Below are 24,079 nucleotides of genomic sequence, written 5' to 3'. Positions count from 1 at the left end.
GATGGAATTTTTCGTTACCCTCATTCAGGTCCTCGATTCGACCGTCCGTCTGGCCACCCCATTGTTGCTGGCCTGTCTGGCAGGGCTGTATTCCGAACGCGCAGGTATTTTCGACATCGGGCTTGAAGGCAAGATGTTGATGGCCGCTTTCTTCTCGGCCGCCGTCGCCGCAGCGACAGGATCGGTCTGGTTGGGCCTGCTGGCCGGGATCGTGTCGTCGCTGGTTTTATCGGCGCTGCACGGGCTGGCCTCGATCACGTTCAGGGGCAACCAACTGATCTCAGGCGTGGCTATCAACTTCCTGGCGTCTGGTCTGACGGTGCTTATAGCCCAGAGTTGGTTCAAACAAGGCGGCCGAACACCTTCCCTGTTTGGCGGTGGTCGATTCGAGCCAATTGAGTTCCCGTTTGCCGACGCGATAAGCGGTGTACCCTTCATCGGACCTATTTATTCAGAGCTTCTGTCGGGTCATTCCATTCTTGTTTATGTAGCATTCCTGCTCGTTCCTTTAACGTGGTGGATCTTGTTTCGCACCCGGTTTGGCCTGCGCCTGCGCGCAGTGGGGGAAAACCCCGCTGCGGTAGATACTGCTGGTGTTTCAGTGGTTGGCCTGCGTTTTGCCGCTGTGGCGATTTGTGGCGTGCTGTGTGGTATCGCCGGGGCCTATCTGGCTACGGCATTGCAAGCCGGGTTCGTCAAGGAAATGACCGCCGGTCGTGGCTTTATCGCACTGGCTGCGCTGATTTTTGCAAAATGGCGGCCGTGGCATGCCATGGGGGCCTGTTTGCTGTTCGGCCTTTTGCAGGCCATCGCCTTGCGGTTCCAGAACATCGATCTGGGTGGAGTAGTCATACCGGTCCAAGTCATGGATGCCCTGCCCTATATCCTGACTGTGGTGATTCTGGCTGGCTTCGTTGGCAAGGCGATTCCGCCGCGCGCAGGCGGCGAGCCCTACGTGAAGGAGCGTTGATAGGTCCAGTTCGGGAATAAATTTGAATCCTGTTCGCTGCAGAGCGGCATGCACAGTTGATTTTGCATGCCGCAACCGCTCTAAGAGGCTATGAGTGTGTGTTCTCCAATAAATGAGGTTGCAAAATTCGCTGGGCAGGCCCACACCTCATTCGGAAAATACAGCACCCAACGCCTTAGGACCCAACTTTCCAGACACTTCGGTGAATGCAGCATCGTGACGCCGTGCAGCAAAACACCGCACATCCAGAAGAAGCCATGCAGATTTATCTCCCCATAGCCGAAGTTTCCGTGAATGCCTTTCTGCTTCTCGGTTTGGGGGGGATGGTAGGTATCCTGTCCGGAATGTTTGGCGTAGGCGGCGGGTTCCTGATGACCCCGCTGTTGTTTTTCATCGGCATTCCGCCCGCTGTAGCAGTTGCAACCGAAGCCAATCAGATTGTGGCATCATCGTTTTCAGGCGTTCTGGCCCATTTCCGACGAAAAACCGTAGACTTTAGGATGGGCACGGTGCTGTTGGTAGGCGGTCTGGCCGGCGCTGCCCTGGGTGTGGTTGTGTTCAACTACCTCAAGAGCCTTGGCCAAGTCGATTTGCTGGTCACGCTGTGTTACGTGGTCTTTCTTGGCGTCATCGGCAGCCTGATGTTCGTTGAAAGCCTCAATGCCCTGCGCAAGGCCAAAAAGGGCGGAGGTCCACCTGCGAAACGGCGGCAGCGCGGCTGGATTCATGCAATGCCGTTCAAGATGCGCTTTCGCACGTCGGGTCTGTATATCTCGGTGATCCCGCCGGTTCTGGTAGGGCTGTGTGTTGGCGTGCTGTCTGCCATCATGGGTGTTGGCGGCGGGTTTATCATGGTGCCCGCGATGATCTATCTGCTGGGCATGCCCACCAAGGTTGTTGTCGGCACATCCTTGTTTCAGATCATATTCGTGACCGCGTTTACAACGATGCTGCACGCGACCACCAACTATACGGTCGACGTCGTATTGGCCGTGTTGCTGCTTGTTGGCGGCGTCATCGGCGCTCAGATCGGCACGGTCATCGGCGCACGCATGCCCGCAGAACAATTGCGGGTTTTGCTGGCCGCCCTGGTCCTTGTGGTTTGCGGCAAACTGGCCCTTGATCTGCTGCTCGAACCCAGTGAACTCTATTCGCTTGGTAGAAGCGGAGGGCACTGATGATGCTACGCCCGCTGATCACCGCACTTTGCCTGCTATGCCTGCCCGCTGCCGCGGCGGAGGAGAAAGTTGTTCTAGGCCTGAGCCAGGACCGCGTTGCCATTACCGCCAATTTCGACGGATCCGAGATCCTGATCTTTGGCGCAATCAAACGCGAAGCACCTATACCAGATGGTCCGCCGCTTGAGGTTATCGTGGCACTTGCCGGACCCTCTGAACCAGTGACCGTCCGGCGGAAGGAGCGAAAGCTGGGGATCTGGGTGAACACGGACAGCGTTCTTGTCGATCTTGCGCCTAGCTTCTACGCGGTGGCCACCAGCGGCCCGCTGAAGGCCATCTTGTCCGATACAGAAGACCTGCGGTATCGGGTCTCGATTGAACGTGCCATTCGGTCTGTCGGTGCAGCAATGAACATCCGCGGAGCGCAGGACTTTGCCGACGCCGTGGTACGCATTCGCGAGGACGAAGATCTGTATTCCATCCGCGAAAACACTGTCGCTGTGGATGAACAGACCCTTTTCCGCACGTCAATCGATATGCCATCGGACCTGACCGAAGGCGAATATGTGGCGCGTATACTTCTGACCCGAGGGGGGGAAGTCATTTCTCAATACCAGACTGCGATAGATGTGCGCAAAGTTGGGCTGGAACGTTTTCTGTTCAACATGTCCCGTCAGCAACCAGTCTGGTATGGTCTCATGTCACTGGTCATAGCGATTGCAGCAGGCTGGGGCGCCTCGACCGCGTTCCGTCTTCTGCGCGAGAAGTGACGCCTACCCCCTGCCGATGTAAGGCATGGTGGTGGCCATAACAGTCATAAACTGCACGTTCGCCTCGGTCGGCAGGGTGGCCATATGCAATACCGAACGCGCGGCGTCTTCGACGGCCATCGTCGGATCTGGCGTATTGCCTTCGGCTTTGGCGGTCTCAACAAGGTTTTGAACCATCTGGGTCCGCGCATTTCCGATATCGATCTGACCGCATGCGATCCCAAACGCACGTCCGTCCAGCGACAGGCTGCGGGTCAGCCCGGTGATGGCATGCTTTGTTGCCGAATAATGCACTGAATTCGGGCGCGGCACATGCGCCGCATTCGAACCGTTATTGATGATCCTTCCGCCCTGCGGGCTCTGGTTACGCATGATCCCAAATGCCTCACGCGCCGACAGGAACATACCGTTCAGGTTCACGTTGACGCTTTGGTACCAGTCATCCAATGCGATCTCATCGATCGTCCCGCCGGGCGCAAAGATGCCTGCGTTGTTGAACAAAACATCCAACCTGTTCGCCCGGTTCACGAACAAGCGGAACGCGGTTGATACGGCATCAGGGTTTGTAACATCCGTAACCAGCGGGATCGCGTTTTGATGGGCGCTGGCGATTTCTTCCAGTTTGCCTTCGCTGCGCGCCAACAGGCCCACGGTCCAGCCTTCTGTCAAGAACAACTCGGCCGTCGCACGCCCAATGCCGGAACTTGCACCCGTTACGATGATAGATCTCATGTCTCTTCCGCCTCCAAGGTCAGAGATGGTGCCTGTACCGCGCGCAGATCATCCACACGCAGCGGATAAGTTGGTTTTGACAGGCGATTGCGCACCACCCAAATCAACCGCTGTTGCGCGCGCGTAATGGCCACATAAGCCAAACGTTTCCACAAAGGTTGCCCGGCCTCGGTCCGTCCCATGCGCGCTGCAGCATAAAGATCAGGCGCAAAGACCTGTACCGTGTCCCACTGTGACCCCTGCGCCTTGTGAATCGTTACTGCGGCCCCATGCAGGAACGTCGCGCCCATGCGGGCAGCGAAGGGAATAAACGGCTCTTCCTCATCCGGTTTTTCAATCTTGACGATTGACGCTGCACTGACCTGAGGGTCTTCGGCCCCCATCACATGCAAGCGCGAAAACCCCGGCTTTCGCCCGGGTCCAAGATAAACAACCTGTGCGCCCTTGATCAGCCCGCGCGCCTCAAGATCCAGCCGTTTCTTGCGGTGTTTGAGCGGCAGCTCGATCCCGTCGCAAATCAGCGGTTCACCCGCCAACAGCTCCGTTTCCGGAGCCCCATGAACTTGCCGAAAGGCTTGAATCAACCGAATGCGTGTTGCGTTGCGCCACACCAGCACCGGGCTGCGAGCCATCAAGTCAACTTCGACCCTTTGCCCCCAGACCACTCGATCGTCGCGCCGAGCCGCATCTTCGATCATCCGCTCGAAATCCTCGAACCCCATTTCCGGATCAGCAAGCGCATGGGCGAGATCCAGAATGGGATTGTCTGCGTCCTGCCGATGAACCCGGTGCAACGTTAGTTTCCGCGGTTCGGGCAAAGTGTCGAATACCATGCTGCCGGACTGATTTACGGGGGCCAGCTGCGCTGGGTCACCAAACATCAAAAGCGTCGGAAAGATCTCTTGCAGGTCTTCGAATTGCCGATCATCAAGCATTGAGGCTTCGTCAACAAAGCCAATATCCAACGGCTCTTCACGGCGTTTCCAGCCCGTGATGAAGTCTGAACCGCGCAACCCCGCCGCCGCCAGTGCGCCGGGGATGGATTTGTTGTTCTCATAAAATGCCGCCGCGCGGTCCAGCGCATCATCGCTTAGGCCCTCGACCTCGGGCCGTTCGCCATTCCCTGCAAGCCATTCCGCAATACGCTCGTATTCGGGGTCGTAGACCGGGGTGTAGAGAATGCGGTGAATGGTCGTTGCCGGGACGCCGCGCAAGCGTAAAACACTGGCGGCCTTGTTGGTCGGTGCCAATATGGCAAGGCTGCGTTTGTCTTTTGATTTTCGGCTTTCGTAGTCGCCGGACACGATCTGGACACCGGTTTCGGCCAGCGCCTTGAAAAGCTCGGCAAGCAACAAGGTTTTACCGGATCCTGCCTTGCCGATCACGGCCATCACACCGGATTTTCCGGCCCCCGGAAGCTTTAGCAGGGCATCGTCTTCGAGGTCTACACCGGCAGAGCGCAGCATCTCGGCGATGCTGTCAAAAGCGGCGGCCTGATCGTCAGAGAAGGTGAGTTTTGGCAAGGACATGGCGCGACCCTACAGGGCCGCGCCAACCATCACCAGATGCGGATTGGTGTTTTCCCGCCCTCAGGCGGACAAGGCAAACCGGTGTTGTTTGGCGGGGCCAAATGCGGTCTTGAACCACAAGCGCGACAGATCACGCGGAATACCTGCCCGGTCGGCCACGCGGGTGCAATCTTCGGCAGAATAGGGCCACAGCCCCACCGAAATTTGTTCGTGCCCCGCCCCCTCGGTGCCGAGTACCTGCGGTGAGGATCCAATGAGGCGATAGATACGAATCATACGTGCATCAAAGACCCCGGCTATATGCGTCAGGCCAAACCCTTCCATCATTTCGCCGCCACTGAGCATGATGGCCCCGGCGGTATGTGGACTTGCAGTGCGAGACAGGCAAAACCGCGTAACCTCCCAGATCAGCGGGCTGCGGATCGGACTGCCACCAGTCAGATGCCCAAAGATGTCGTTCACCATCACCGGTCCGGTTGTTGGCAACACCCGCATAGAACCACCATGACTACCATCCGGTTCTTCCCAGATGACATAAAGCGGATTCAGATCATCGTATCGATCCCGCTCTTCTCCTTTTTCATTAACGTAGACATCCCAGCCCAATCGGATTTTGAACTGATCTGCGCGATCCTGAAACATCCCATCGGCCAGAATCGGAAACTTGTGCAACTCATCTGCATATAGATAACGCAACATGACTTTTTCCCCTTATCGTCCTGTGCAGGAACGAAGGGGGTACAGACACGTGGTTAATTTACGGTTTGGAGGTCGAGCGCCCTTTAAACGACTATTAATCCTCGGCTGAGCGCTGTTGCGATGGCGTGGGTGGTATTCTGGGCACCGAGTTTAGAACGAGCGCTTTCGATATAGACGCGCAGGGTATGCTCGGAAATTGAAAGCGAATGCGCCACTTGCGCACGGCTGTAACCCAGCGCCAGCAAGGTAATCGCATCAGTCTCTCGGGGGGATAAGCCGCGCGGCGAATCCGGCTGCCTGTCCATTTCGAACTCCAGCGCCTTGCGGTTCATATAGTGCGCAATCAGGATCAATTCGCGTCCATATAACGAGATGAACTTCTGCCAAGTATCGTCGTCACAGCTGTGATTTACAGTAAACAAAGCAAACTGTCCGTTGGGGCCGCGGCTCGGAATGGAATATCCCTGGTTGCCAACGCTGTGCTCTCTTGCGTCCTGAAGGAAGGCTTTTGCAACCTTGCCGGACCAATCAAGCGATTTCCAATCGACAGGATGAAACCGTTGGAAACACCCCAGGATGACCGGATCAATTCTGTGGTAGATTTTGTCCCGGTACCGCTCTTCCCAGGCATCCGAGTATGTGGTGCACCCGTATTGATCCCCGGCGCCATCCACCCAGTGATAGGTCAGATGTTCGACCTTAAGTATTTCTCTCAGTCCGAATGCAACACTGCTGAGTTCGTCAAGCGTGCTGGTGTTCTCCAAATCCTGCAGGATCTGACCCAAATCGAGTTCTGTTGCCATCTGCGGGCGCCCGTGCCTCATCCTTCATGGACGCGATCTCGGCCGCTGCTATTAGCTTGGTGTCATCAAGCTGCTCGGCAAGCGCGGTCAACCCGTTCGCAACCGCGAAAGCGTTGAGGTCCGACAATACGTCCAATATCCACTCATTTTGCGCCATCAGGGTCTCTCTGAAACAGTTAACGAAGGGTTAACACAACCATAACATGTATGATGTTTTCCGGCATATTCACCGGTTTCTACTCCCCAAAAACAGCGAGGGGCAATTTTGCAACCCATTGAAAGTTCGAAGTGTGGGCCAAAAACGCAAAACACCCGCGAATTCAAAACGTGATTCGCGGGTGTTTATGTCTAAAATCAGAGCGATCTAACCGCGTGCGTCCAGTACCTCTTCCAGTGTGCGCAAACCGGTACGCGGGGCCTGAACCAGAACCGACATGTTGCCGGGCTTGTGCTCGTTCCGAAGCATTTTCATATGTGCCTCGGGCAGGTCATTCCACGTGAACACTTCTGACATACAAGGGTCCAGACGGCGCTCGACCATCAGCTTGTTGGCAGATGCTGCCTGCTTGAGATGCGCAAAGTGCGACCCTTGCAAACGCTTCTGATGCATCCACATGTAACGCACATCGAAAGTCAGGTTGTATCCGGTTGTCCCGGCGCAGATCACAACCATACCGCCCTTCTTCACAACGAAGGTAGAGACCGGGAAGGTGCTTTCGCCTGGATGCTCGAACACCATGTCGACGTTGTTACCTTTGCCGGTGATATCCCATATCGCCTTGCCAAACTTGCGGGCTTCCTTGAACCACTCGGCATATTCCGGGGTGTTCACTGTGGGCAGTTGACCCCAACAGTTGAAATCCTTGCGGTTCAGAACGCCCTTGGCACCCAACCCCATGACAAAGTCGCGCTTGCTTTCGTCCGAGATCACGCCGATGGCATTGGCACCAGCGGTGTTGATCAGCTGGATCGCATAAGAACCGAGGCCACCCGAAGCACCCCAGACCAGAACATTCTGGCCAGGCTTCAGGTCGTGCGGCTCGTGGCCGAACAACATCCTGTAGGCGGTCGCCAGGGTCAGCGTGTAGCAGGCGCTTTCTTCCCAGGTCAGGTGCTTGGGGCGTGGCATCAGCTGCTGCGCCTGCACGTTGGTGAACTGGGCGAACGATCCATCCGGGGTTTCATAGCCCCAGATGCGCTGGCTTGGGGAATACATCGGGTCGCCGCCGTTGCATTCCTCGTCATCTCCGTCGTCCTGGTTGCAGTGAATGACCACCTCGTCGCCGACCTTCCAGCGGGTCACTTTTGAACCCACGGCCCAGACGATGCCGGATGCATCGGAACCAGCGATGTGATAAGGAGCCTTGTGGCCGTCAAACGGGCTTATCGGTTGACCCAGCGACGCCCAGACGCCGTTGTAATTGACACCCGCTGCCATCACCAAGACCAGCACCTCGTGGCTGTCCAGTTCGGGCACATCGACCACTTCTTGCACCATTGCCGTGTTCGGCTCTCCGTGGCGCTCTTTTCGGATCGCCCATGCATACATCTTCTTGGGCACATATCCCATCGGAGGAATTTCACCCATTTCGTACAGGTCTTTTTCAGGTGCCTCGTACGACGCGATACCGCTTTCGGTGTCCAAAGCCATGCTGGCCTCCTTTTTATCAATTCCTTTGCCGCAACGCAGAATCGCGCGCTTCTCCAGATGGGATATTGGCCGATGCGAAATAATGCAACCGTTTTTGGCATCTTTTTGTAATTTTATGACCCTGCAGATGCAGAAAAATCTTCTGCAGGTGCATTACGCCTTGGTTGCGCGTTTTTCTGCGCAGATGCGGCATAGTAGTCCAGAAGATCGACACGCTGACCAGAAAGCGACAGAGTTTCCCCTTGCCTGCTCAGGATATGACGCTCGACCAATTGATTCAGCGCGTTTGTAATGGCCTCTGACACCTGTTTCGTCTGGTCGCCGTTCTGGCCCATCATTGCCCTGATACGGGATTGAACGGTTTTCTCAGGCATAGATCCATTTTCACGCAACACCCAGCAGGCCGCAGCTGCGGGAACCAATGGAATGGCCAGACCGATGCGCTGCATCAACTCGCGCGCCAGATCCGTCATTGCATCATCACGATGCTGGCCGCGAAATTCTTTTAGTGACAACGGCACGCCATATCGCACAGACGCGAGCCCAAACGTTTTGGAGCGACCGATCAGTCGCCGCCAGACCTGCTTCAGGATCCACCGGGCAATGACGCCGATCCGGGCCTGAAACCGGCGTTCCGTTCCCAGGGCCGCACGAGTCAGGATGGTGTCCTCAAGCACGCGATCATAGTTCAGTGCGACCGGAACAAAGACAACGTCTCGACCTTCCGGCGAGGTTCCATCCAGAATATATTTAAGCAAGCCCAGCTTGGGGCGACCCAATGCGCCGGTCAGACTCAACCCGCCTTCAGGGAACATCGCTTGCGTCACCCCAGCCTCGGTCGCGTGACGGACGTAACATGACAACACTTGACGATAGAGCTCACTCCCTGATTTTCGCCGGATAAAATACGCGCCCATAGCCTGAATGAGACGGCTTAACGGCCAAACCCGAGCCCATTCTCCTACAGCATAGGACAGGGCCGAATGCCGTGCTGCAAGATAGGTCAGCAATACATAGTCCATGTTGCTGCGGTGGTTCATTACAAAAACAACGGTGGCCTCGGGATCAATACCGTCGATGGCTGCTTCATCCTGATAACTGAGGCGAACGTCATAAAACGCGTTGCTAATAAGACGAGCCAGCCGAATGGCAAAGCTGAAGTAAGCAAACGCCGAGAACGACGGAACAATCTCGCGCGCATAGCGGCGCGCCTGTTCAAAGGCGACGGCTTCGGGAATCCCGTCCTCGCGGGCATGTCGCTGCACAGCCTGCCCCACCTGCGGGTCATAAATCAGCCGCTGAATCATGTCGTGACGACGCGCCAGTTTAAAAGGTTGGATCGGCCGTTGCAGGCGCTTGTTCAGGCGGGCGACGGCACGTTCCAACCGACGGCGAAAGAACCAGCGAACGGATGGGAACAGAAAATGCGAGGCCAGTGTGACCATGGCAAAGATCACGATCAGCAAAAAAAGCCAAAGCGGGAGTTCGACGGTTTGCGTCATCCGCACACAGTGCCACCAATCGGACCGGCTCACAATCTGAACAATTGCGGTATGCCGCAACGCAGCGAATTGACATATCCCGAAAATTGCGCTTTAGAACCCAGTAACGTAATTTTATTGCTCATCGACACACGAGGCTCCTCATGACGCAGATGCAGAAAGATCGACCCTGGCTGATCCGGACCTATGCCGGTCATTCCACCGCCAAAGCATCCAACGCGCTGTATCGGGGAAATCTGGCCAAAGGTCAGACCGGGCTGTCGGTGGCTTTCGATTTGCCCACCCAAACCGGCTATGACAGCGATCATACCCTGGCACGCGGCGAGGTGGGCAAAGTGGGTGTGCCGGTTTGTCATCTGGGCGACATGCGGGTTCTGTTCGACCAAATTCCTCTGGAACAGATGAACACATCGATGACAATCAACGCCACTGCCCCATGGTTGCTGGCGCTATATATCGCGGTGGCCGAGGAACAGGGGGCGGATGTTTCCAAACTGCAAGGCACAGTGCAGAACGATCTGATCAAGGAATATCTAAGCCGAGGCACTTATGTCTGCCCGCCGAAACCCTCGCTGAAGATGATCGCGGATGTGGCAGAATACTGCTACACCAATGTGCCAAAATGGAACCCAATGAATGTGTGTTCCTACCACCTGCAAGAGGCTGGCGCGACACCCGAGCAGGAGTTGTCCTATGCTCTGGCCACCGCCATCGCCGTTCTTGACGAACTGCGCCCCCGAGTCCCAGCCGAGGATTTTCCTGCGGTTTGCGGTCGTATTTCGTTTTTCGTGAATGCAGGAATCCGATTTGTTACCGAAATGTGCAAAATGCGCGCATTTGTTGATCTTTGGGATGAAATTCTGCAACAGCGCTATGGCGTTGAAGACCCCAAGTTCCGCCGGTTCCGCTATGGCGTGCAGGTAAACTCGCTGGGCCTGACCGAACAGCAGCCGGAAAACAACGTCTACCGCATCCTGATTGAGATGCTGGCTGTGACCCTGTCGAAAAAGGCGCGTGCCCGTGCTGTGCAGCTGCCAGCATGGAACGAGGCCTTGGGCTTGCCGCGTCCGTGGGATCAGCAATGGTCGATGCGGATGCAGCAGATACTGGCTTACGAGACGGACCTTCTAGAATATGGCGATCTTTTCGACGGAAACCCGGCGGTGGATGCCAAAGTCGAAGAATTGAAAGACGGCGCACGCGCTGAACTGGCGAACCTGGATTCGATGGGCGGGGCCGTTGCCTCGATCGAATACATGAAATCGCGTCTGGTGGATTCCAACGCAGAACGTCTGAACCGGATCGAGCGGAATGAAACAGTTGTGGTCGGTGTGAACAAATGGACCGAAGGTGAACCCTCTCCGCTGCAGACCGAGGATGGCGGCATTATGGTCGTCGACCCCACGGCCGAGCAGGAGCAGATCAACCGTCTGAATGAGTGGCGCACCGAACGGGACAGCGCGGCGGTTGCCGCTGCACTGGCCGCCCTGCGCGAGGCGGCGCAGACAGGTGCCAATGTCATGGAACCGTCTATCGCAGCGGCCAAGGCCGGTGTGACGACCGGCGAATGGGCCGAGGAAATGCGCAAAGTCTACGGCACCTATCGCGGCCCGACCGGCGTATCCGGTTCGGTCTCGAACAAGACAGAAGGGCTTGAAGACTTGCGTGCTGCTGTTGACGCAGTCAGCGACAAACTGGGTCGCCGCCTTAAGTTTTTGGTCGGCAAGCCGGGCCTGGATGGCCATTCGAATGGTGCCGAGCAGATCGCCTTCCGCGCGCGGGATTGCGGCATGGATATCAGCTACGATGGTATCCGACTGACACCAGAAGAGATCGTGACAGCCGCTGCAGAGGACGATGCCCATGTCATTGGGTTGTCGATCCTGTCTGGCAGCCATTTGCCTTTGGTCGAAGACGTAATGACCCGCTTGCGCGAAGCCGGATTGACCCACATTCCGGTTGTGGTGGGTGGAATTATTCCTGACGAGGACGCAGAGAAGTTGAAATTAATGGGCGTGTCAAAGGTTTACACCCCTAAAAACTTCGAATTGAATTCGATCATGGGTGACATTGTTACTCTGGTCGATCCGCAAAACCTCGCGGCCGAATAACAGTCACTTTACCGGATAAATTCCCCGTTTCTATCCCCGATTTATTGGGGATAGATTATGTCGTCCCTTGGATTTAGGGTGCGCGCACCCACCACCACCAAAAACACACTCACGGAGAAGAGCAATGGGGATGAACCTTGAAAAGATGTCGCGAAAAGACCTTCTGGAATTGCGCGGCAATGTCGAAAACGCACTTTTTGATGCAGAAAAACGGGAACGCCGGGAAGCTCTGATGGCAGCCGAGAAAGCCGCCGCTGAATTCGGTTTTTCACTGTCTGAATTGTCGGGCGATGCACCGCGCGGCACAAAAGGGACCAAAGCCAAGCCGAAGTACCGCAATCCCGCCGTGCCAGAGCAGACCTGGACCGGACGTGGTCGCAAACCTCAGTGGATTCACGATGCATTGAAAGCAGGCGCTGATATCTCTGACTTGGAAATCTAATTGGGGTTTGTCTCGGAATGACAATTCATATTGGCGCTGAAAAAGACGAAATTGCAGAAACCGTTCTTTTGCCCGGCGATCCGTACCGGGCAAAATGGGCGGCCGAGACGTTTCTGGAAGACGTCAAGCAGGTCAATAACGTGCGCGGAATGCTGGGTTTCACCGGCAATTGGAAAGGGAACCCTGTCACAATTCAGGGCAGCGGCATGGGCATGCCATCCCTTTCGATCTACGTGAACGAGCTGATCCGTGACTTTGATGCAAAAACCCTGATCCGTATTGGATCATGCGGCGGGATGCAGGACAAAGTGAAGGTGCGGGATGTCATTCTGGCGATGACATCGACCACTCTCAGCACGCCGTCCCGTGGCATCATGAAAGAGATGAACTTTGCCCCCTGCGCTGATTGGGAGCTGCTGCAGGCCGCCGTAGCTGCGGCCAAGGCCAAAGGCACCCCAACCCATGTAGGCGGGATCTATTCGTCTGATGTCTTTTATGACGAACGTCCTGATCTGAATGAACAGATGGTGCGTCACGGCATTCTTGGTGTCGAGATGGAGGCAGCAGAGCTGTACATTCTGGCCGCACGCCACAAGTGCAGAGCGCTGGCCGTTCTGACCGTATCTGACCATTTACTGACAGGCGAAGCCCTGCCGTCGGCCGACCGCGAAAGCAGCTTTGGTGATATGGTCGAGATCGCGTTGCAGGCGGCATTCCCGGACGCCGCATAAACGCGTCGGGCAGGTTTCCGATCTGCCCGGTTGCTAGTCGTCCCTTGTCTTACGCAAGCAATTTGATGGGCTCTCGGGCCCTTCTTGTTGCGCGCCGCAAAAAGCACAGATCCAAACGCCTTCTTTTCGGTGCTGGCGCCACCGACACTCGCGGGTCAGCGAGGAAGATCGCGCACGCCATAGGAAATAGGCAAACACCCCAGCGGCAAGAAGAAGCAAAACAATGGGCATATCCCTGCTTTGCCCATCCTATCCGGTGTTGGCAAGCCCAACATGACTCGTATCAGGCGGCGTTGGCGTACTCGAACAAGCGTGGCTCGGGCTGTTTGTCAACCAGCACGGGTTCCGGCGTGTAGTAAGCCCAAGCCTGTTCAAGCAGTTTCAAGGCCTCATCGGCATCGCATTTCGGACTGTGATTTTTTGTATTCATCGGAGTGATCCTGATTCAATGTCATCACTCCTCCCTACCTCGAACTTAGGACAGGGCCCCTGGCCCTGCATCCTCTTTATTCGCAAGCTGGGCATGCACTTTCTGCAAGTCGGAAAATGCAATCTCAAAAGCGTCTCAAACGGCGCGATCAACCATCATCTTTTTGATCTCGGCAATCGCTTTGGCCGGGTTCAGACCCTTCGGGCAGGTTTTGGCACAGTTCATAATGGTGTGGCAGCGATACAGCTTGAACGGGTCTTCCAACTCATCCAGACGCTCACCCGTTGCCTCATCCCGGCTGTCGATGATCCAGCGGTAAGCATGCAACAAAGCGGCGGGGCCTAGATACCGATCACCGTTCCACCAGTAGCTGGGGCACGAGGTTGAGCAGCTGGCGCACATCACGCATTCATACAGGCCATCAAGTTTCTTGCGATCCTCAATGGATTGCTTCCACTCTTTCGCCGGGCGGTTGGTCTTGGTCTCAAGCCAAGGCATGATGCTGGCATGCTGAGCGTAGAAATGGGTCAAATCAGGGATCAGGTCCTTGACCACAGGCATGTGTGGCAGCGGATAGATCTTCACGTCGCCCTTGATCTCATCCATGCCATAGATACAGGCCAGCGTGTTGATCCCGTCGATATTCATTGCACAGGATCCACAGATGCCCTCGCGGCAAGACCGGCGGAAGGTCAGAGTCGGGTCAATCTCGTTTTTGATCTTGATCAACGCGTCCAGGATCATCGGACCACATGCGTCCATATCGACAAAATACGTGTCCACACGCGGGTTCTGCCCATCATCCGGGTTCCAGCGGTAGATCTGGAACTTACGTACATTGCCGGCGCCTTCTGGCTTGGGCCAGGTCTTACCGGTGGTGATCCGGGAATTTTTGGGCAGGGTCAGTTGAACCATGTCAATTCTCCATTCAGCACAAGGCCGCCATTCAGCCTGTCTGGGCGCGCTCGGACGCCCCTTGGTTGTAGTGTCCCCAATGGACAATGTTCACATCAAAATCCGGAGCGAGCCAATCCGCAATGATCTGCGGCTCGTCCGTGTCTATGTCAAAGCGCAGGAAACGGGGATTGCCGTCAAAATGCGCTTCAACCTCGGCATGGTGCACGTCATACATATGTGCCCAGCCTTGCTTTACTTCTTCTGCCGTAAGACCATTGGCCTTGCAGCATTTTTCGAGATACGCGCCGCCGGAATGAAGCGCGCGCGAAGAGATCCAGTCATCCAGGTTGCGCGTGTTCAGCATGAAATAGGCGTCCGGGTAGGCTGCATACAGGTCCCGAAAAAAACGTGCGCCATCCAGCATGAACCGCACATTCACGAAGGCGATGTCGGTAAATGCATGCACGGTGCCGAACCCATCCAGCGGTTTGCGACCCATGGAGATATTCGTCACCATCCGATGAGCAATGTTGCCACCGTCGCTATCCACCCAATGCACTGAAGGGATCCCGCTGTTCTGAAACAGCATGTGAAAAGACGTCGTTGCACATCTGTTCAATCCGATCAGGATGATTTTTGGATCGCCTTGCGCGGAATGCAGCACTTCAACAGTCATGGCCGACACCAGACACAACAGTGCATACGATGGTCAGTGACCTTCGCGTCGTCTTTGGGTATTTGGCGCGTGCACACCATTGCCTGATTTCCGCGCTCCTTAGAACGTGCGCGCTTTGGGCGCGATTTTGTTAAGGCTGATGCCCCCTGCATCCTCGGTGGTCAGAGGATCGACAATCACCGGGCGATAGCTGAGATCGACCTTGTTGCCGTCAACGCGAGATACTGTGTGGACGCGCCAGTTTTTGTCATCACGCTCGGCGAAATCTTCATGCGCATGGGCACCCCGGGATTCCTTACGAGCTTCGGCACCAACGATGGTGGCCAGCGCGCTTGGCATCAGGTTGGTCAGTTCCAGCGTCTCCATGAGGTCGCTGTTCCAGACCAAGGAACGGTCGGTGACTTTGAGATCATCCATCTTGGCGGCAATCGCTGTCATCTTCTCGACGCCTTCAGCCATCGTTTTGGCAGTCCGGAAAACGGCGGCATCCGCCTGCATTGTCTTCTGCATCTCAAGGCGCAGATCGGCGGTTGCGACAGACCCGCTGGCGTTACGCACCTCGTCAAAGCGATCAAAGGCCTTGTCCACAGAACTCTGGTTCAATACCGGGTTCGCCGAGTCTGCGTCGACAACTTTACCCGCCCGGATTGCCGCCGCACGGCCAAACACAACGAGGTCGATCAGTGAGTTTGATCCCAGACGGTTCGCCCCGTGAACAGATGCGCACCCAGCCTCGCCCACAGCCATCAGGCCCGGAACTACAGCGGTCGGATCGTCCGCGGTCGGGTTCAGAACCTCACCCCAATAGTTGGTCGGGATACCGCCCATATTGTAGTGCACGGTAGGCAGAACCGGGATCGGTTCTTTGGTGACATCGACGCCGGCAAAGATCTTGGCGCTTTCGGAAATCCCCGGCAGGCGCTCGGCCAAAGCTTCGGCTGGCAAATGGCTGAGGTTCAGATGAATGTGATCACCTTCATCGCTCACACCACGCCCTTCGCGGATTTCCATGGTCATGGATCGCGAGACATAGTCGCGCGGTGCAAGGTCTTTGTACTGGGGCGCATAGCGCTCCATAAACCGCTCACCTTCCGAGTTTGTCAGGTATCCACCTTCACCGCGCGCGCCTTCAGTGATCAGGCAGCCCGAGCCGTAGATGCCGGTCGGGTGGAACTGAACAAACTCCATGTCTTGTAGGGCCAGCCCGGCACGCGCAACCATGCCGCCGCCATCACCTGTGCAGGTATGGGCCGAGGTCGCGCTGAAATAGGCCCGGCCGTAGCCTCCGGTTGCCAGCACCACCATCTTGGCGTTGAAGACATGCATGGTGCCGTCATCGAGCTTCCAGCAGACAACACCCTGACATTGCCCGTCCTCGGACATGATCAGGTCGATGGCGAAGTATTCAATGTAGAATTCGGCGTTGTTCTTGAGGCTTTGACCATACAGCGTATGCAAGATCGCGTGGCCGGTTCTGTCGGCCGCGGCGCAGGTACGCTGCACCGCGGGACCCTCGCCAAATTCGGTCGTGTGGCCACCAAATGGGCGCTGGTAAATCTTGCCTTCTTCGGTCCGGCTGAAAGGCACGCCGTAATGTTCCAATTCGTATACCGCTTTGGGGGCCTCACGCGCCAGATATTCCATCGCGTCAGTGTCACCCAGCCAGTCCGAGCCCTTGACGGTATCGTACATGTGCCACTGCCAATGATCCGGACCCATGTTGGACAGCGACGCAGCAATGCCGCCTTGTGCAGCAACCGTGTGTGAGCGGGTCGGGAAAACCTTGGTCACACAGGCAGTGCGTAACCCCTGTTCCGCCATGCCCAGCGTCGCCCGCAACCCAGCGCCACCTGCGCCAACAACTACAACATCATAGTCGTGGGTTTCATATTCATATGCTTGTGTCATTGTTCTGGATCCTTAAGACGCAGGTCAAAGGGCGAGCTTGATCAGCGCGAGAAGACCCGCAGCGATCAACGTGTAGCAAAATGCCTGCGTGGCAACGATTGTCAGCTTTTCCGCGACACCGTGCACGTAGTCCTCAATCGCTTCCTGCGCTTCATGCATCAGTTGGATCAAACCAACGACCAGCGCCAGAGCCACAATAATTACCGGTATAGGTCGGCTGAAATAGGCCAGTACCTCTTCGTAGGATCCGCCGATGCCTTTGCCCAAGGCGATCAGGAACAACGGCACCAGTACAACCATAATCATTGAGCGTACCATCATGCGCCAATGCCCTTGGGTTCCCGAACCTCCGGCCCCCATGCCCTGCGCGCGCTTACGGTCTGTCAGATATTGCATCAGTCAGTTCCTTACACCAAAAACACTGTGAGAATGGTTAGAACGGTGGCAAGGACGAACATGCCAATACCCATCTTTTCCGAAGTCTCAACATCCAGACAATAGCCAAAGTCCCAGATGACGTGACGCAGACGACCCAGCGTGTGATACCAAAGCGCCCAGGTTGCACCCAACAAAAGCAGATCGCCAAACCAGCTGCGCAGAAAATTGTCTATGGGCACAAAAGCGCTTTCAGACGTTGCCGCAGCCAAAAGCCACCAGACAACCAATGGTGATAAAACCAAAACCGCAATCCCCGAAAGCCGAACCATGATCGAAGACATGGAGGTCAGCTGAGGACGATAAATCCATATGTGCGGTGAAAGTGGGCGGTTGCCCCGATTTACATCGGCCATGATGGCTCCTTTTCGGTTGGCTACAGACGGTTTTACCGTTTTTTCCCACTGTGTCACGTGCTGCAGGTGCAAAAGTGCTTAAATTCGGCTCAAAAACACAGTTTAACAAGTTATGTGATCACACCAAATAAACTCGTGATCACAAAACCTATTCCACATCTTCAATGTTAGCGTTTTCAAGGGCCAAGCATTGTGATCACGAATCTTCGATGCTTCACTTCAACCCGGCCGTTTGCTCTACGACTTCGCGCAACAGCTTTTTTCTTATTCGTTCCGGGTAGTCTTCAAATCCAGACGCAGAAACCACAAAAGCCCCTTCTCCGACGATCACATTCTCAAAGAAATACGCGGTCAGGTCCGGCTCGCTTTCTTCGATGGCGATTGCATTGACTGTAACCCCCCGATTGCGCAACACGCTGTGCACCTTCGTGGGTTCGACACCCTCGTTCGAAACCCCGTCCCCCGAAAGGTCGATCAAGTGGCGCTTACACTCCGAGACAGATTCAAAACTGTCCATTGTCTTCTCAAGCGCTTCGCCAATGGCAGTTGAAAAATTGCGCCAAACCCTTGCATCCGAGGAAACTTGTGCAGCAAACCCATCCAACGCCTGAAAACTGTCAATTTGTGTCCAGGGAACCGTGATCTTCTGGCGCGACGCGCCCGTCCACTGTACCAGCATCAATTGCGCCTGCCCCCTGACCAGTGCTTCGGACACTATGGGGTCGCGCAACCCGGCGGCAAGCCCGTCCATCTGGATGCGAAACTCTTTGCTGTCGACCGAGCCCGAGACATCAACCGCCAGCGCCAATGCCAGATCACAGGCCCAGACCGGAGGGGCGAGGAACAGGCAGACAGAAAGGGCGCGTAGTGAGACCATGAGAACACGTTAGCACGTATCCCGAAATCTGCAGTCACATGAATGTAATCGGGCCGCTGGCAGTCTTCAGCAAAACGCTAGGTGGGCATCAATGCCCAATAATCCAGGTCCAACAGAACGTCAGGAAGGTATTTGCCGTCTTCGCTTCGCAGTACAAAAGTCGACCCACCCTTGGTCGCCACCAATCGCAGGCGAACTGCGCCTACGCCGGGAACGCCGGTCTCGGCCTTGTCCAGCACTTCGGACCAGGCCTTGATCGTATCGCCTGCAAAACACGGATTAGCATGGGCGCCGCCATTCAGACCCACGATCATCTGCGCGTTTGCCAGCCCGTTGAAAGACAACGTGCGCGCCATCGAGATCACGTGGCCGCCGTAGATCAGACGTCCGTCGGGACGGAAGGTCAGGTCGAAATGCACTTTGGCCGTGTTCTGCCAAAGGCGGGTGGCCAGCATATGCTCAGCCTCTTCAACGGTCACCCCATCCACGTGATCAATGGTTTCGCCGATTTCGTATTCACCCCACCTGTGCGCCTCGCCAGACTGAACAAAACTATAGTTAGAAAAGTCCAGACCCTGCGGGATCACCAGATCTTCAGGGGCCAGCGCTTTTTTTAGCTCCGGAACAACCGCCTCAGGTGCAGGTGCATTCAGGTTCGATTTGCGCACCATAACCCAGCGGACGTATTCGATAACGACGTCATCGCGTTGATTCAATCCGCGGGTGCGCACCCAAACAACACCGGTTTCACCATTCGAGTTCTGCTTGATCCCGATCACTTCGGATTCGGATCGCAGCGTGTCACCGGGATAAACAGGTTGCATCCAGCGGCCTTCGGCATATCCCAGATTCGCCACCGCATTCAGTGATACGTCAGGCACTGTCTTGCCAAACACCACGTGAAATGCGGCCAGATCATCAATCGGGCTTTCTGGCAGGCCACAGTTCCGGGCAAATTCATCCGACGAATACAGCGCGTGCCGTGCAGGATAAAGCGCGTGATACAGCGCGCGCTCTCCGATCGTTACGGTGCGCGGCACAGCATGGCGCAAAACTTGTCCGACAGAATAATCTTCAAAGAAGCGGCCCGGATTGGTCTTTGCCATTATTGCTGCCCCAGTTTCATGTCAGAGGAATAATCAGTCGGAACATCTTTGGTCACGGCCTGTGCGCAACGCATCACGTTGTTGGCGCTGTCAAACGCGTAAGAGGGAGAGCCATAAAGCTCCCACCCCTTGCCCAGCGCCTCCGAGACCTTGTGGCAGAAGGCTGATGTGTCTTGCTCGGTCAGGAGGCGATAGAGCTTGGCCAAGAGGTCAAATCCTTATGATGGGAAAGGGGAAGGGCCGACCAGCCCATGGACATAGCCGATCAGTCCAAGCAGCACGATCGAGGCCACAAAGAACATCGCGTCCTTGCCATAAGTCCCGGGTTCGCCGGGTGTCCAATCTGGTTCGGACCGGTTGATCACGATCACCTCGGCGACCGCCCACGCCAACAGACCGCCAAACAGGACGATCGAGGCCAGATCACCATTCACCAACAGGTGGGCAAAGGCCCAAAGCTTGAACCCGCCCAGCATTGGATGACGCATCTTGTTCAACAGGCGGCCCTTGGCTCCGGCGGGGCTCATCATGTAGATCGCAATCAACACCAACAGGTTGTTGATATGGACCATGAACGTCGGTGGCGCCCAGACGTGGATAAAGTCCGTCATGCGATAGCCGAAGATCATCAGCAAGATCGACACAACAAGTGCCAGTGCAACCGCACCCTTCCCGGCATCGCCCATCGCAGCCCGTTGTTCGGGCAGCAACCGCTGGAAGAAATGGGCGGCCCACCAAAGCGCCACGCCCAGAATCAGTAAAACAAAGCCCATCGCTGGCTTACCCCGCTTGCAATGAAGAAATCGCCTCTGCTTTTGCCAGAGTTTCACGTGCAGTTGCAACGTGTAGGTTTTCTACGATTTTGCCGTCGACCACGGCGACACCCTGCCCTTGCCCCTCGACCTCTTCGAACGCGGCGATCTGCCGACGTGCCAGATCGATCTCGTCATCGGACGGAGCAAAAGCGGCATTGGTGACATCAACCTGTGCCGGGTGGATCAGCGTTTTGCCGTCAAAGCCCATGTCGCGCCCTTGCGCACATTCCGCGGCAAGCCCTTCCGTATCTTTGAAGGCATTGTACACACCATCGACAATGATCAGACCTTCGGCCTTGGCAGCCAGAACACACAGGCCCAACGAAGTCATCAACGGCACACGGTCCGGGCGAAAACGGGTCTGTAGCTCTTTGGCCAGATCATTGGTCCCCATGACGAACCCAGTCATCAGTGGATGGGCCGCGATTTCCGCTGCGTTCAGCATCCCGCGCGGAGTTTCCATCATCGCCCAGATCGGCAGATCACCGGTGATCGCAGCCAAGGCATCAACGTCTGCGGCAGAGTTTACTTTTGGCAGCAGGACCACATCTGCATCCATGTCACGCACTGCTTCAGCATCTGCGCGACCCCATTCAGTGTCCAACCCATTGATGCGAACGATTTTGACCCGCGCGCCGTATCCGCCCGCGGCCAATGCAGCCCTTAGTGTTTCACGTGCGTTGGATTTTTCGTTGGCGGCAACAGCGTCTTCCAGATCAAAAATGATCGCATCAACCGGCAGGTTGCGCGCCTTATCCAGGGCGCGCTCTTTCGAGCCAGGTATGTACAAAACCGAACGGTACGGGCGTTGACGCGGATCCATTGATCCCTCCCCATGAAATAATGTTGCGCGGAATGGGGCATTTTTTTCAGGAAAGTTCAAGGCAAAAATTGCCGCGTTGCAGCATTACCTGCTCTCGCGACGCAACGTGCGCTGCCTTTACCCGATCTCCGGACCCTCGCGGCAGGCTTCAAGCATAGGTTGCAGAAGGGGCCTGAGATGAAAACGACACTGATCAACATGACCTTGGGACTGTGGATAATGGCGCTGGCGGCGCAGCAGTTACAGGCGCAACCACACAATTGCGCACCCCGCGAAGACGTGATCGAGCGGCTCGAAGGAACTTACAGAGAGACCCGGAAAGGCATCGGCATTGCCAGGCGCGGAGCGGTGATGGAAGTTTTTGCCTCGGACGAGACAGGAAGTTGGACAATCACAGTCACACTGCCGGACGGGGTCACTTGCCTTGTGGCATCGGGCCAGTCCTACGAAACCCTCGTTGACGCGCTACCGGTACAAGGCGACGACGCCTGAATTCAGGTCACAGCATCCCAGATCAGTTTTGTGCCTGTGATCGTCAACAAGACGTAAGCAATGCCAAAGAACACGCGTTCGGACATCATGAAATGCGCCCGAACGCCCAACCACGCGCCCAGAACTGCAAATGGTGCAAGCAGAAGATTTGCCCAAGCCGTTTGCAGCGTAAACAGGCCCAAATACGCATAGGGCACAAATTTGGCGACGTTAATTACCCAGAACACAAGAACGGTCGACGCCTGGAATTCCGTTTTCGAAAGGCGCTGTGACAGCAAGTAGACAGCGGCAGGTGGACCACCTGCGTGGCTGACAAAGCTCGTGAATCCAGCAACCAAACCGGCCAACAGCCCGGCCGAAGATGGCAAGCGCTTTGCAGAAACACGGATCCAGCCTCGGGATTGACCGATGTGCCAGATCACGAATCCGACCGAAATCGCACCTATTAGCAAACGCAGAACATCGTCGTCAGTCGCGCGAAAGAGCACGGCGCCCAGCGCCACGCCTGGTACGGCACCCAATATCAGCAGACGGGAATCCGGCCAATTCCAACGTCTCCAATACGGCCCCAATGTTGCAACATCGATGATCATCAGGATCGGCAGCATCAGGGCAAGCGCCTGCCCCGGTTCCAGAATAAGGGCCAGAATCGAAGACGACGCAAACGCCACGCCTGAACCGAACCCACCCTTCGAAATGCCCGCAAAGATCACTGCTGGGATCGCCACGGCAAAAAACATCAAGTTCATCTCGAACATGTGGCAGCCCCAAAACGGTATGTTTCGCAAGCCGTTTAGCGCAATCGGATAGGCCGACGCAAACGGTATGCGGTGGCATGCCACGTTGCAGAACCCTTGCACAGTATTGATTTAGGGATTAGCACAACGGCGATTTCAAAACCGACCGGAGATATTCCAAATGGCCAGACCCAAGATCGCGCTGATCGGCGCAGGTCAGATCGGCGGCACGCTCGCCCACCTCGCAGCAATGAAGGAACTTGGTGACGTTGTCCTGTTTGACATCGCCGAGGGCACTCCGGAAGGCAAAGCACTGGACATCGCCGAATCCGGCCCATCCGAAGGGTTCGACGCCTCTCTGAAAGGCACCCAGTCTTACGAAGATATCGCTGGCGCGGATGTCTGCATCGTGACTGCCGGTGTCCCCCGCAAACCGGGCATGAGCCGCGATGACCTCCTGGGCATCAACCTGAAGGTCATGAAATCGGTTGGCGAAGGCATCGCCGCCCACGCCCCCGATGCGTTCGTCATCTGCATCACCAACCCGCTGGATGCGATGGTCTGGGCCCTGCGCGAGTTTTCCGGCATGCCACATAACAAGGTCTGTGGCATGGCAGGCGTTCTGGATTCGGGCCGCTTCGCGCATTTCCTGTCGGAAGAGTTCAACGTCTCCATGCGCGACGTCACCGCCTTTGTTTTGGGCGGCCACGGTGACACCATGGTGCCATCGGTGCGCTATTCGACTGTTGCCGGCATCCCACTGCCTGATCTGGTGGAGATGGGTTGGACGACTCAAGACAAGCTGGACGCCATCGTTCAGCGCACCCGAGACGGTGGTGCTGAAATAGTTGGTCTGCTGAAAACCGGCTCAGCGTTTTATGCTCCAGCCACGTCAGCCATCGAAATGGCCGAAGCCTATCTGAAAGACCAGAAACGCGTTCTGCCTTGCGCGGCCTATTGTGACGGGGAACTGGGCGTCGAAGGCATGTATGTGGGCGTACCCACCGTGATTGGCGCGGGTGGCATCGAGCGCATCGTCAACATCACCCTGAACGAAGAAGAGCAATCCGGTTTCGACAATTCGGTCAACGCCGTGAAAGGCCTGATCGAAGCGTGCAAAGGCATCGACAGCTCGCTGGGTTAAATCGGCAAAACACCAGACTATTTGAACCGGCCCAGTTTTGGGTCGGTTTTTTTGTTTGCATCCGTTCAGATGTGACCACAACGCCAAGTCGGGAATGTTGGCGCAAACGTCGCAAATACCTTTTTTGAATATGATTTTTCTGCAAACAGCCAATCAGTCGAATCATACAAGCCACCTGATGTGATTTGTGATCACACCCCAAAATCCTGTGATCACAAATACTGAAAATCTTCGTGAAAAAACCCTTCCCTGTCAAAAAACCCTT

27 protein-coding genes are annotated in these 24,079 nt (G+C 56.0%); 8 read left to right on the top strand and 19 right to left on the bottom strand.

All coding sequences use genetic code 11. The features are described 5' to 3' along the window. Position 1 precedes the first annotated feature (1 nt). The 3 genes from D9K61_RS06505 to D9K61_RS06495 all read left to right on the top strand — a co-directional run bounded on the left by D9K61_RS06505 (position 2) and on the right by D9K61_RS06495 (position 2,918). Complete coding sequence (locus D9K61_RS06505; RefSeq protein ID WP_120632429.1) at positions 2-970, top strand: ABC transporter permease; 969 nt, start codon at positions 2-4, stop codon at positions 968-970. Positions 971-1,227: 257 nt separating this feature from the next. Then, positions 1,228-2,148, top strand: a complete 921-nt coding sequence (locus D9K61_RS06500; protein ID WP_120632517.1) for a sulfite exporter TauE/SafE family protein — start codon at positions 1,228-1,230, stop codon at positions 2,146-2,148. A gap of 2 nt (positions 2,149-2,150) precedes the next feature. Next, a complete protein-coding gene (locus D9K61_RS06495; protein WP_120632516.1) occupies positions 2,151-2,918 on the top strand; it encodes a TIGR02186 family protein in 768 nt (255 codons plus the stop codon). Positions 2,919-2,921: 3 nt separating this feature from the next. Here the strand turns inward: D9K61_RS06495 and D9K61_RS06490 are convergent, their stop codons facing one another. The 7 genes from D9K61_RS06490 to D9K61_RS06460 all read right to left on the bottom strand — a co-directional run bounded on the left by D9K61_RS06490 (position 2,922) and on the right by D9K61_RS06460 (position 9,834). Then, positions 2,922-3,650 carry an SDR family oxidoreductase gene (locus D9K61_RS06490; RefSeq protein ID WP_120632428.1) on the bottom strand — a complete coding sequence of 243 codons (729 nt, stop codon included), beginning with the start codon at positions 3,648-3,650 and terminating at the stop codon, positions 2,922-2,924. Next, complete coding sequence (locus D9K61_RS06485; RefSeq protein WP_120632427.1) at positions 3,647-5,179, bottom strand: ATP-dependent RecD-like DNA helicase; 1,533 nt, start codon at positions 5,177-5,179, stop codon at positions 3,647-3,649. The genes D9K61_RS06490 and D9K61_RS06485 overlap by 4 nt, the downstream gene beginning before the upstream one ends. A gap of 60 nt (positions 5,180-5,239) precedes the next feature. Continuing rightward, positions 5,240-5,878, bottom strand: coding sequence for an acyl-homoserine-lactone synthase (locus tag D9K61_RS06480; RefSeq protein ID WP_120632426.1), 639 nt, complete (start codon positions 5,876-5,878; stop codon positions 5,240-5,242). An 83-nt stretch (positions 5,879-5,961) separates the two neighbouring features. After that, positions 5,962-6,681, bottom strand: coding sequence for a LuxR family transcriptional regulator (locus D9K61_RS06475; protein ID WP_120632425.1), 720 nt, complete (start codon positions 6,679-6,681; stop codon positions 5,962-5,964). Continuing rightward, positions 6,620-6,838: a hypothetical protein gene (locus tag D9K61_RS06470; protein WP_120632424.1), complete on the bottom strand. Its 219-nt coding sequence runs from the start codon at positions 6,836-6,838 to the stop codon at positions 6,620-6,622. Before D9K61_RS06470 ends, D9K61_RS06475 begins: the two co-directional genes overlap by 62 nt. Positions 6,839-7,045: 207 nt before the next feature. Further along, complete coding sequence (ccrA, locus tag D9K61_RS06465; protein WP_120632423.1) at positions 7,046-8,332, bottom strand: crotonyl-CoA carboxylase/reductase; 1,287 nt, start codon at positions 8,330-8,332, stop codon at positions 7,046-7,048. A 113-nt stretch (positions 8,333-8,445) separates the two neighbouring features. Continuing rightward, positions 8,446-9,834 (bottom strand): 1-acyl-sn-glycerol-3-phosphate acyltransferase, encoded by a 1,389-nt coding sequence (locus D9K61_RS06460; RefSeq protein WP_120632422.1) that lies wholly within the window; start codon positions 9,832-9,834, stop codon positions 8,446-8,448. 143 nt (positions 9,835-9,977) lie between these two features. Between D9K61_RS06460 and D9K61_RS06455 the strand changes: the two genes are divergently transcribed. From D9K61_RS06455 to deoD, 3 genes are all read left to right on the top strand, one after another. Continuing rightward, the gene (locus tag D9K61_RS06455) at positions 9,978-11,945 is read left to right on the top strand and encodes a protein meaA (RefSeq protein ID WP_120632421.1); all 1,968 of its coding nucleotides are present in this window, start codon (positions 9,978-9,980) and stop codon (positions 11,943-11,945) included. Between the two features lie 124 nt (positions 11,946-12,069). Continuing rightward, entirely contained in the window at positions 12,070-12,387 is a 318-nt protein-coding gene (locus D9K61_RS06450; RefSeq protein ID WP_120632420.1) for an H-NS family nucleoid-associated regulatory protein, read from the top strand. A gap of 17 nt (positions 12,388-12,404) precedes the next feature. After that, a complete protein-coding gene (gene deoD, locus D9K61_RS06445; RefSeq protein ID WP_120632419.1) occupies positions 12,405-13,118 on the top strand; it encodes a purine-nucleoside phosphorylase in 714 nt (237 codons plus the stop codon). Positions 13,119-13,401: 283 nt separating this feature from the next. On the opposite strand, the gene D9K61_RS26875 is transcribed toward deoD, so the two are convergent. The 11 genes from D9K61_RS26875 to D9K61_RS06390 all read right to left on the bottom strand — a co-directional run bounded on the left by D9K61_RS26875 (position 13,402) and on the right by D9K61_RS06390 (position 21,441). Next, the gene (locus D9K61_RS26875) at positions 13,402-13,548 is read right to left on the bottom strand and encodes a hypothetical protein (protein ID WP_162946776.1); all 147 of its coding nucleotides are present in this window, start codon (positions 13,546-13,548) and stop codon (positions 13,402-13,404) included. Positions 13,549-13,683: 135 nt separating this feature from the next. Beyond that, positions 13,684-14,463, bottom strand: coding sequence for a succinate dehydrogenase iron-sulfur subunit (locus D9K61_RS06435; RefSeq protein WP_120632417.1), 780 nt, complete (start codon positions 14,461-14,463; stop codon positions 13,684-13,686). Between the two features lie 31 nt (positions 14,464-14,494). Then, the gene (locus tag D9K61_RS06430; protein ID WP_120632416.1) at positions 14,495-15,121 is read right to left on the bottom strand and encodes a sulfotransferase; all 627 of its coding nucleotides are present in this window, start codon (positions 15,119-15,121) and stop codon (positions 14,495-14,497) included. Positions 15,122-15,220: 99 nt separating this feature from the next. Next, positions 15,221-17,029, bottom strand: a complete 1,809-nt coding sequence (sdhA, locus tag D9K61_RS06425) for a succinate dehydrogenase flavoprotein subunit (protein WP_120632415.1) — start codon at positions 17,027-17,029, stop codon at positions 15,221-15,223. Between the two features lie 24 nt (positions 17,030-17,053). Beyond that, positions 17,054-17,425, bottom strand: coding sequence for a succinate dehydrogenase, hydrophobic membrane anchor protein (locus D9K61_RS06420; protein WP_120632414.1), 372 nt, complete (start codon positions 17,423-17,425; stop codon positions 17,054-17,056). Between the two features lie 11 nt (positions 17,426-17,436). After that, positions 17,437-17,820 (bottom strand): succinate dehydrogenase, cytochrome b556 subunit, encoded by a 384-nt coding sequence (gene sdhC / locus D9K61_RS06415; RefSeq protein WP_120632515.1) that lies wholly within the window; start codon positions 17,818-17,820, stop codon positions 17,437-17,439. Between the two features lie 214 nt (positions 17,821-18,034). Continuing rightward, the gene (locus D9K61_RS06410) at positions 18,035-18,697 is read right to left on the bottom strand and encodes a DUF1194 domain-containing protein (protein ID WP_120632413.1); all 663 of its coding nucleotides are present in this window, start codon (positions 18,695-18,697) and stop codon (positions 18,035-18,037) included. Between the two features lie 77 nt (positions 18,698-18,774). Beyond that, positions 18,775-19,803 carry a MaoC family dehydratase gene (locus D9K61_RS06405; protein ID WP_120632412.1) on the bottom strand — a complete coding sequence of 343 codons (1,029 nt, stop codon included), beginning with the start codon at positions 19,801-19,803 and terminating at the stop codon, positions 18,775-18,777. Beyond that, a complete protein-coding gene (locus tag D9K61_RS06400) occupies positions 19,803-20,009 on the bottom strand; it encodes a DUF1737 domain-containing protein (RefSeq protein ID WP_120632411.1) in 207 nt (68 codons plus the stop codon). Before D9K61_RS06400 ends, D9K61_RS06405 begins: the two co-directional genes overlap by 1 nt. Before the next feature lie 12 nt (positions 20,010-20,021). Beyond that, positions 20,022-20,576 carry an NnrU family protein gene (locus D9K61_RS06395; RefSeq protein WP_120632410.1) on the bottom strand — a complete coding sequence of 185 codons (555 nt, stop codon included), beginning with the start codon at positions 20,574-20,576 and terminating at the stop codon, positions 20,022-20,024. Positions 20,577-20,583: 7 nt separating this feature from the next. Continuing rightward, on the bottom strand, positions 20,584-21,441 hold the full coding sequence (locus D9K61_RS06390) for a CoA ester lyase (protein WP_120632409.1): 858 nt from the start codon (positions 21,439-21,441) through the stop codon (positions 20,584-20,586). A 177-nt stretch (positions 21,442-21,618) separates the two neighbouring features. Here D9K61_RS06390 and D9K61_RS06385 point away from each other — a divergent pair, with 177 nt between their 5' ends. Next, the gene (locus D9K61_RS06385) at positions 21,619-21,933 is read left to right on the top strand and encodes a hypothetical protein (RefSeq protein WP_120632408.1); all 315 of its coding nucleotides are present in this window, start codon (positions 21,619-21,621) and stop codon (positions 21,931-21,933) included. Positions 21,934-21,935: 2 nt separating this feature from the next. On the opposite strand, the gene D9K61_RS06380 is transcribed toward D9K61_RS06385, so the two are convergent. Next, positions 21,936-22,691 (bottom strand): sulfite exporter TauE/SafE family protein, encoded by a 756-nt coding sequence (locus D9K61_RS06380; RefSeq protein WP_120632407.1) that lies wholly within the window; start codon positions 22,689-22,691, stop codon positions 21,936-21,938. A gap of 160 nt (positions 22,692-22,851) precedes the next feature. Here D9K61_RS06380 and mdh point away from each other — a divergent pair, with 160 nt between their 5' ends. Next, on the top strand, positions 22,852-23,814 hold the full coding sequence (gene mdh, locus D9K61_RS06375) for a malate dehydrogenase (protein ID WP_120632406.1): 963 nt from the start codon (positions 22,852-22,854) through the stop codon (positions 23,812-23,814). Positions 23,815-24,079: the final 265 nt, after the last annotated feature.

The sequence above is a fragment of the Ruegeria sp. EL01 genome (assembly GCF_900313035.1).
Lineage (GTDB): Bacteria > Pseudomonadota > Alphaproteobacteria > Rhodobacterales > Rhodobacteraceae > Ruegeria.
Note: the sequence above shows the minus strand (reverse complement) of the source record. Positions and strands in the feature narration are given on the sequence as shown.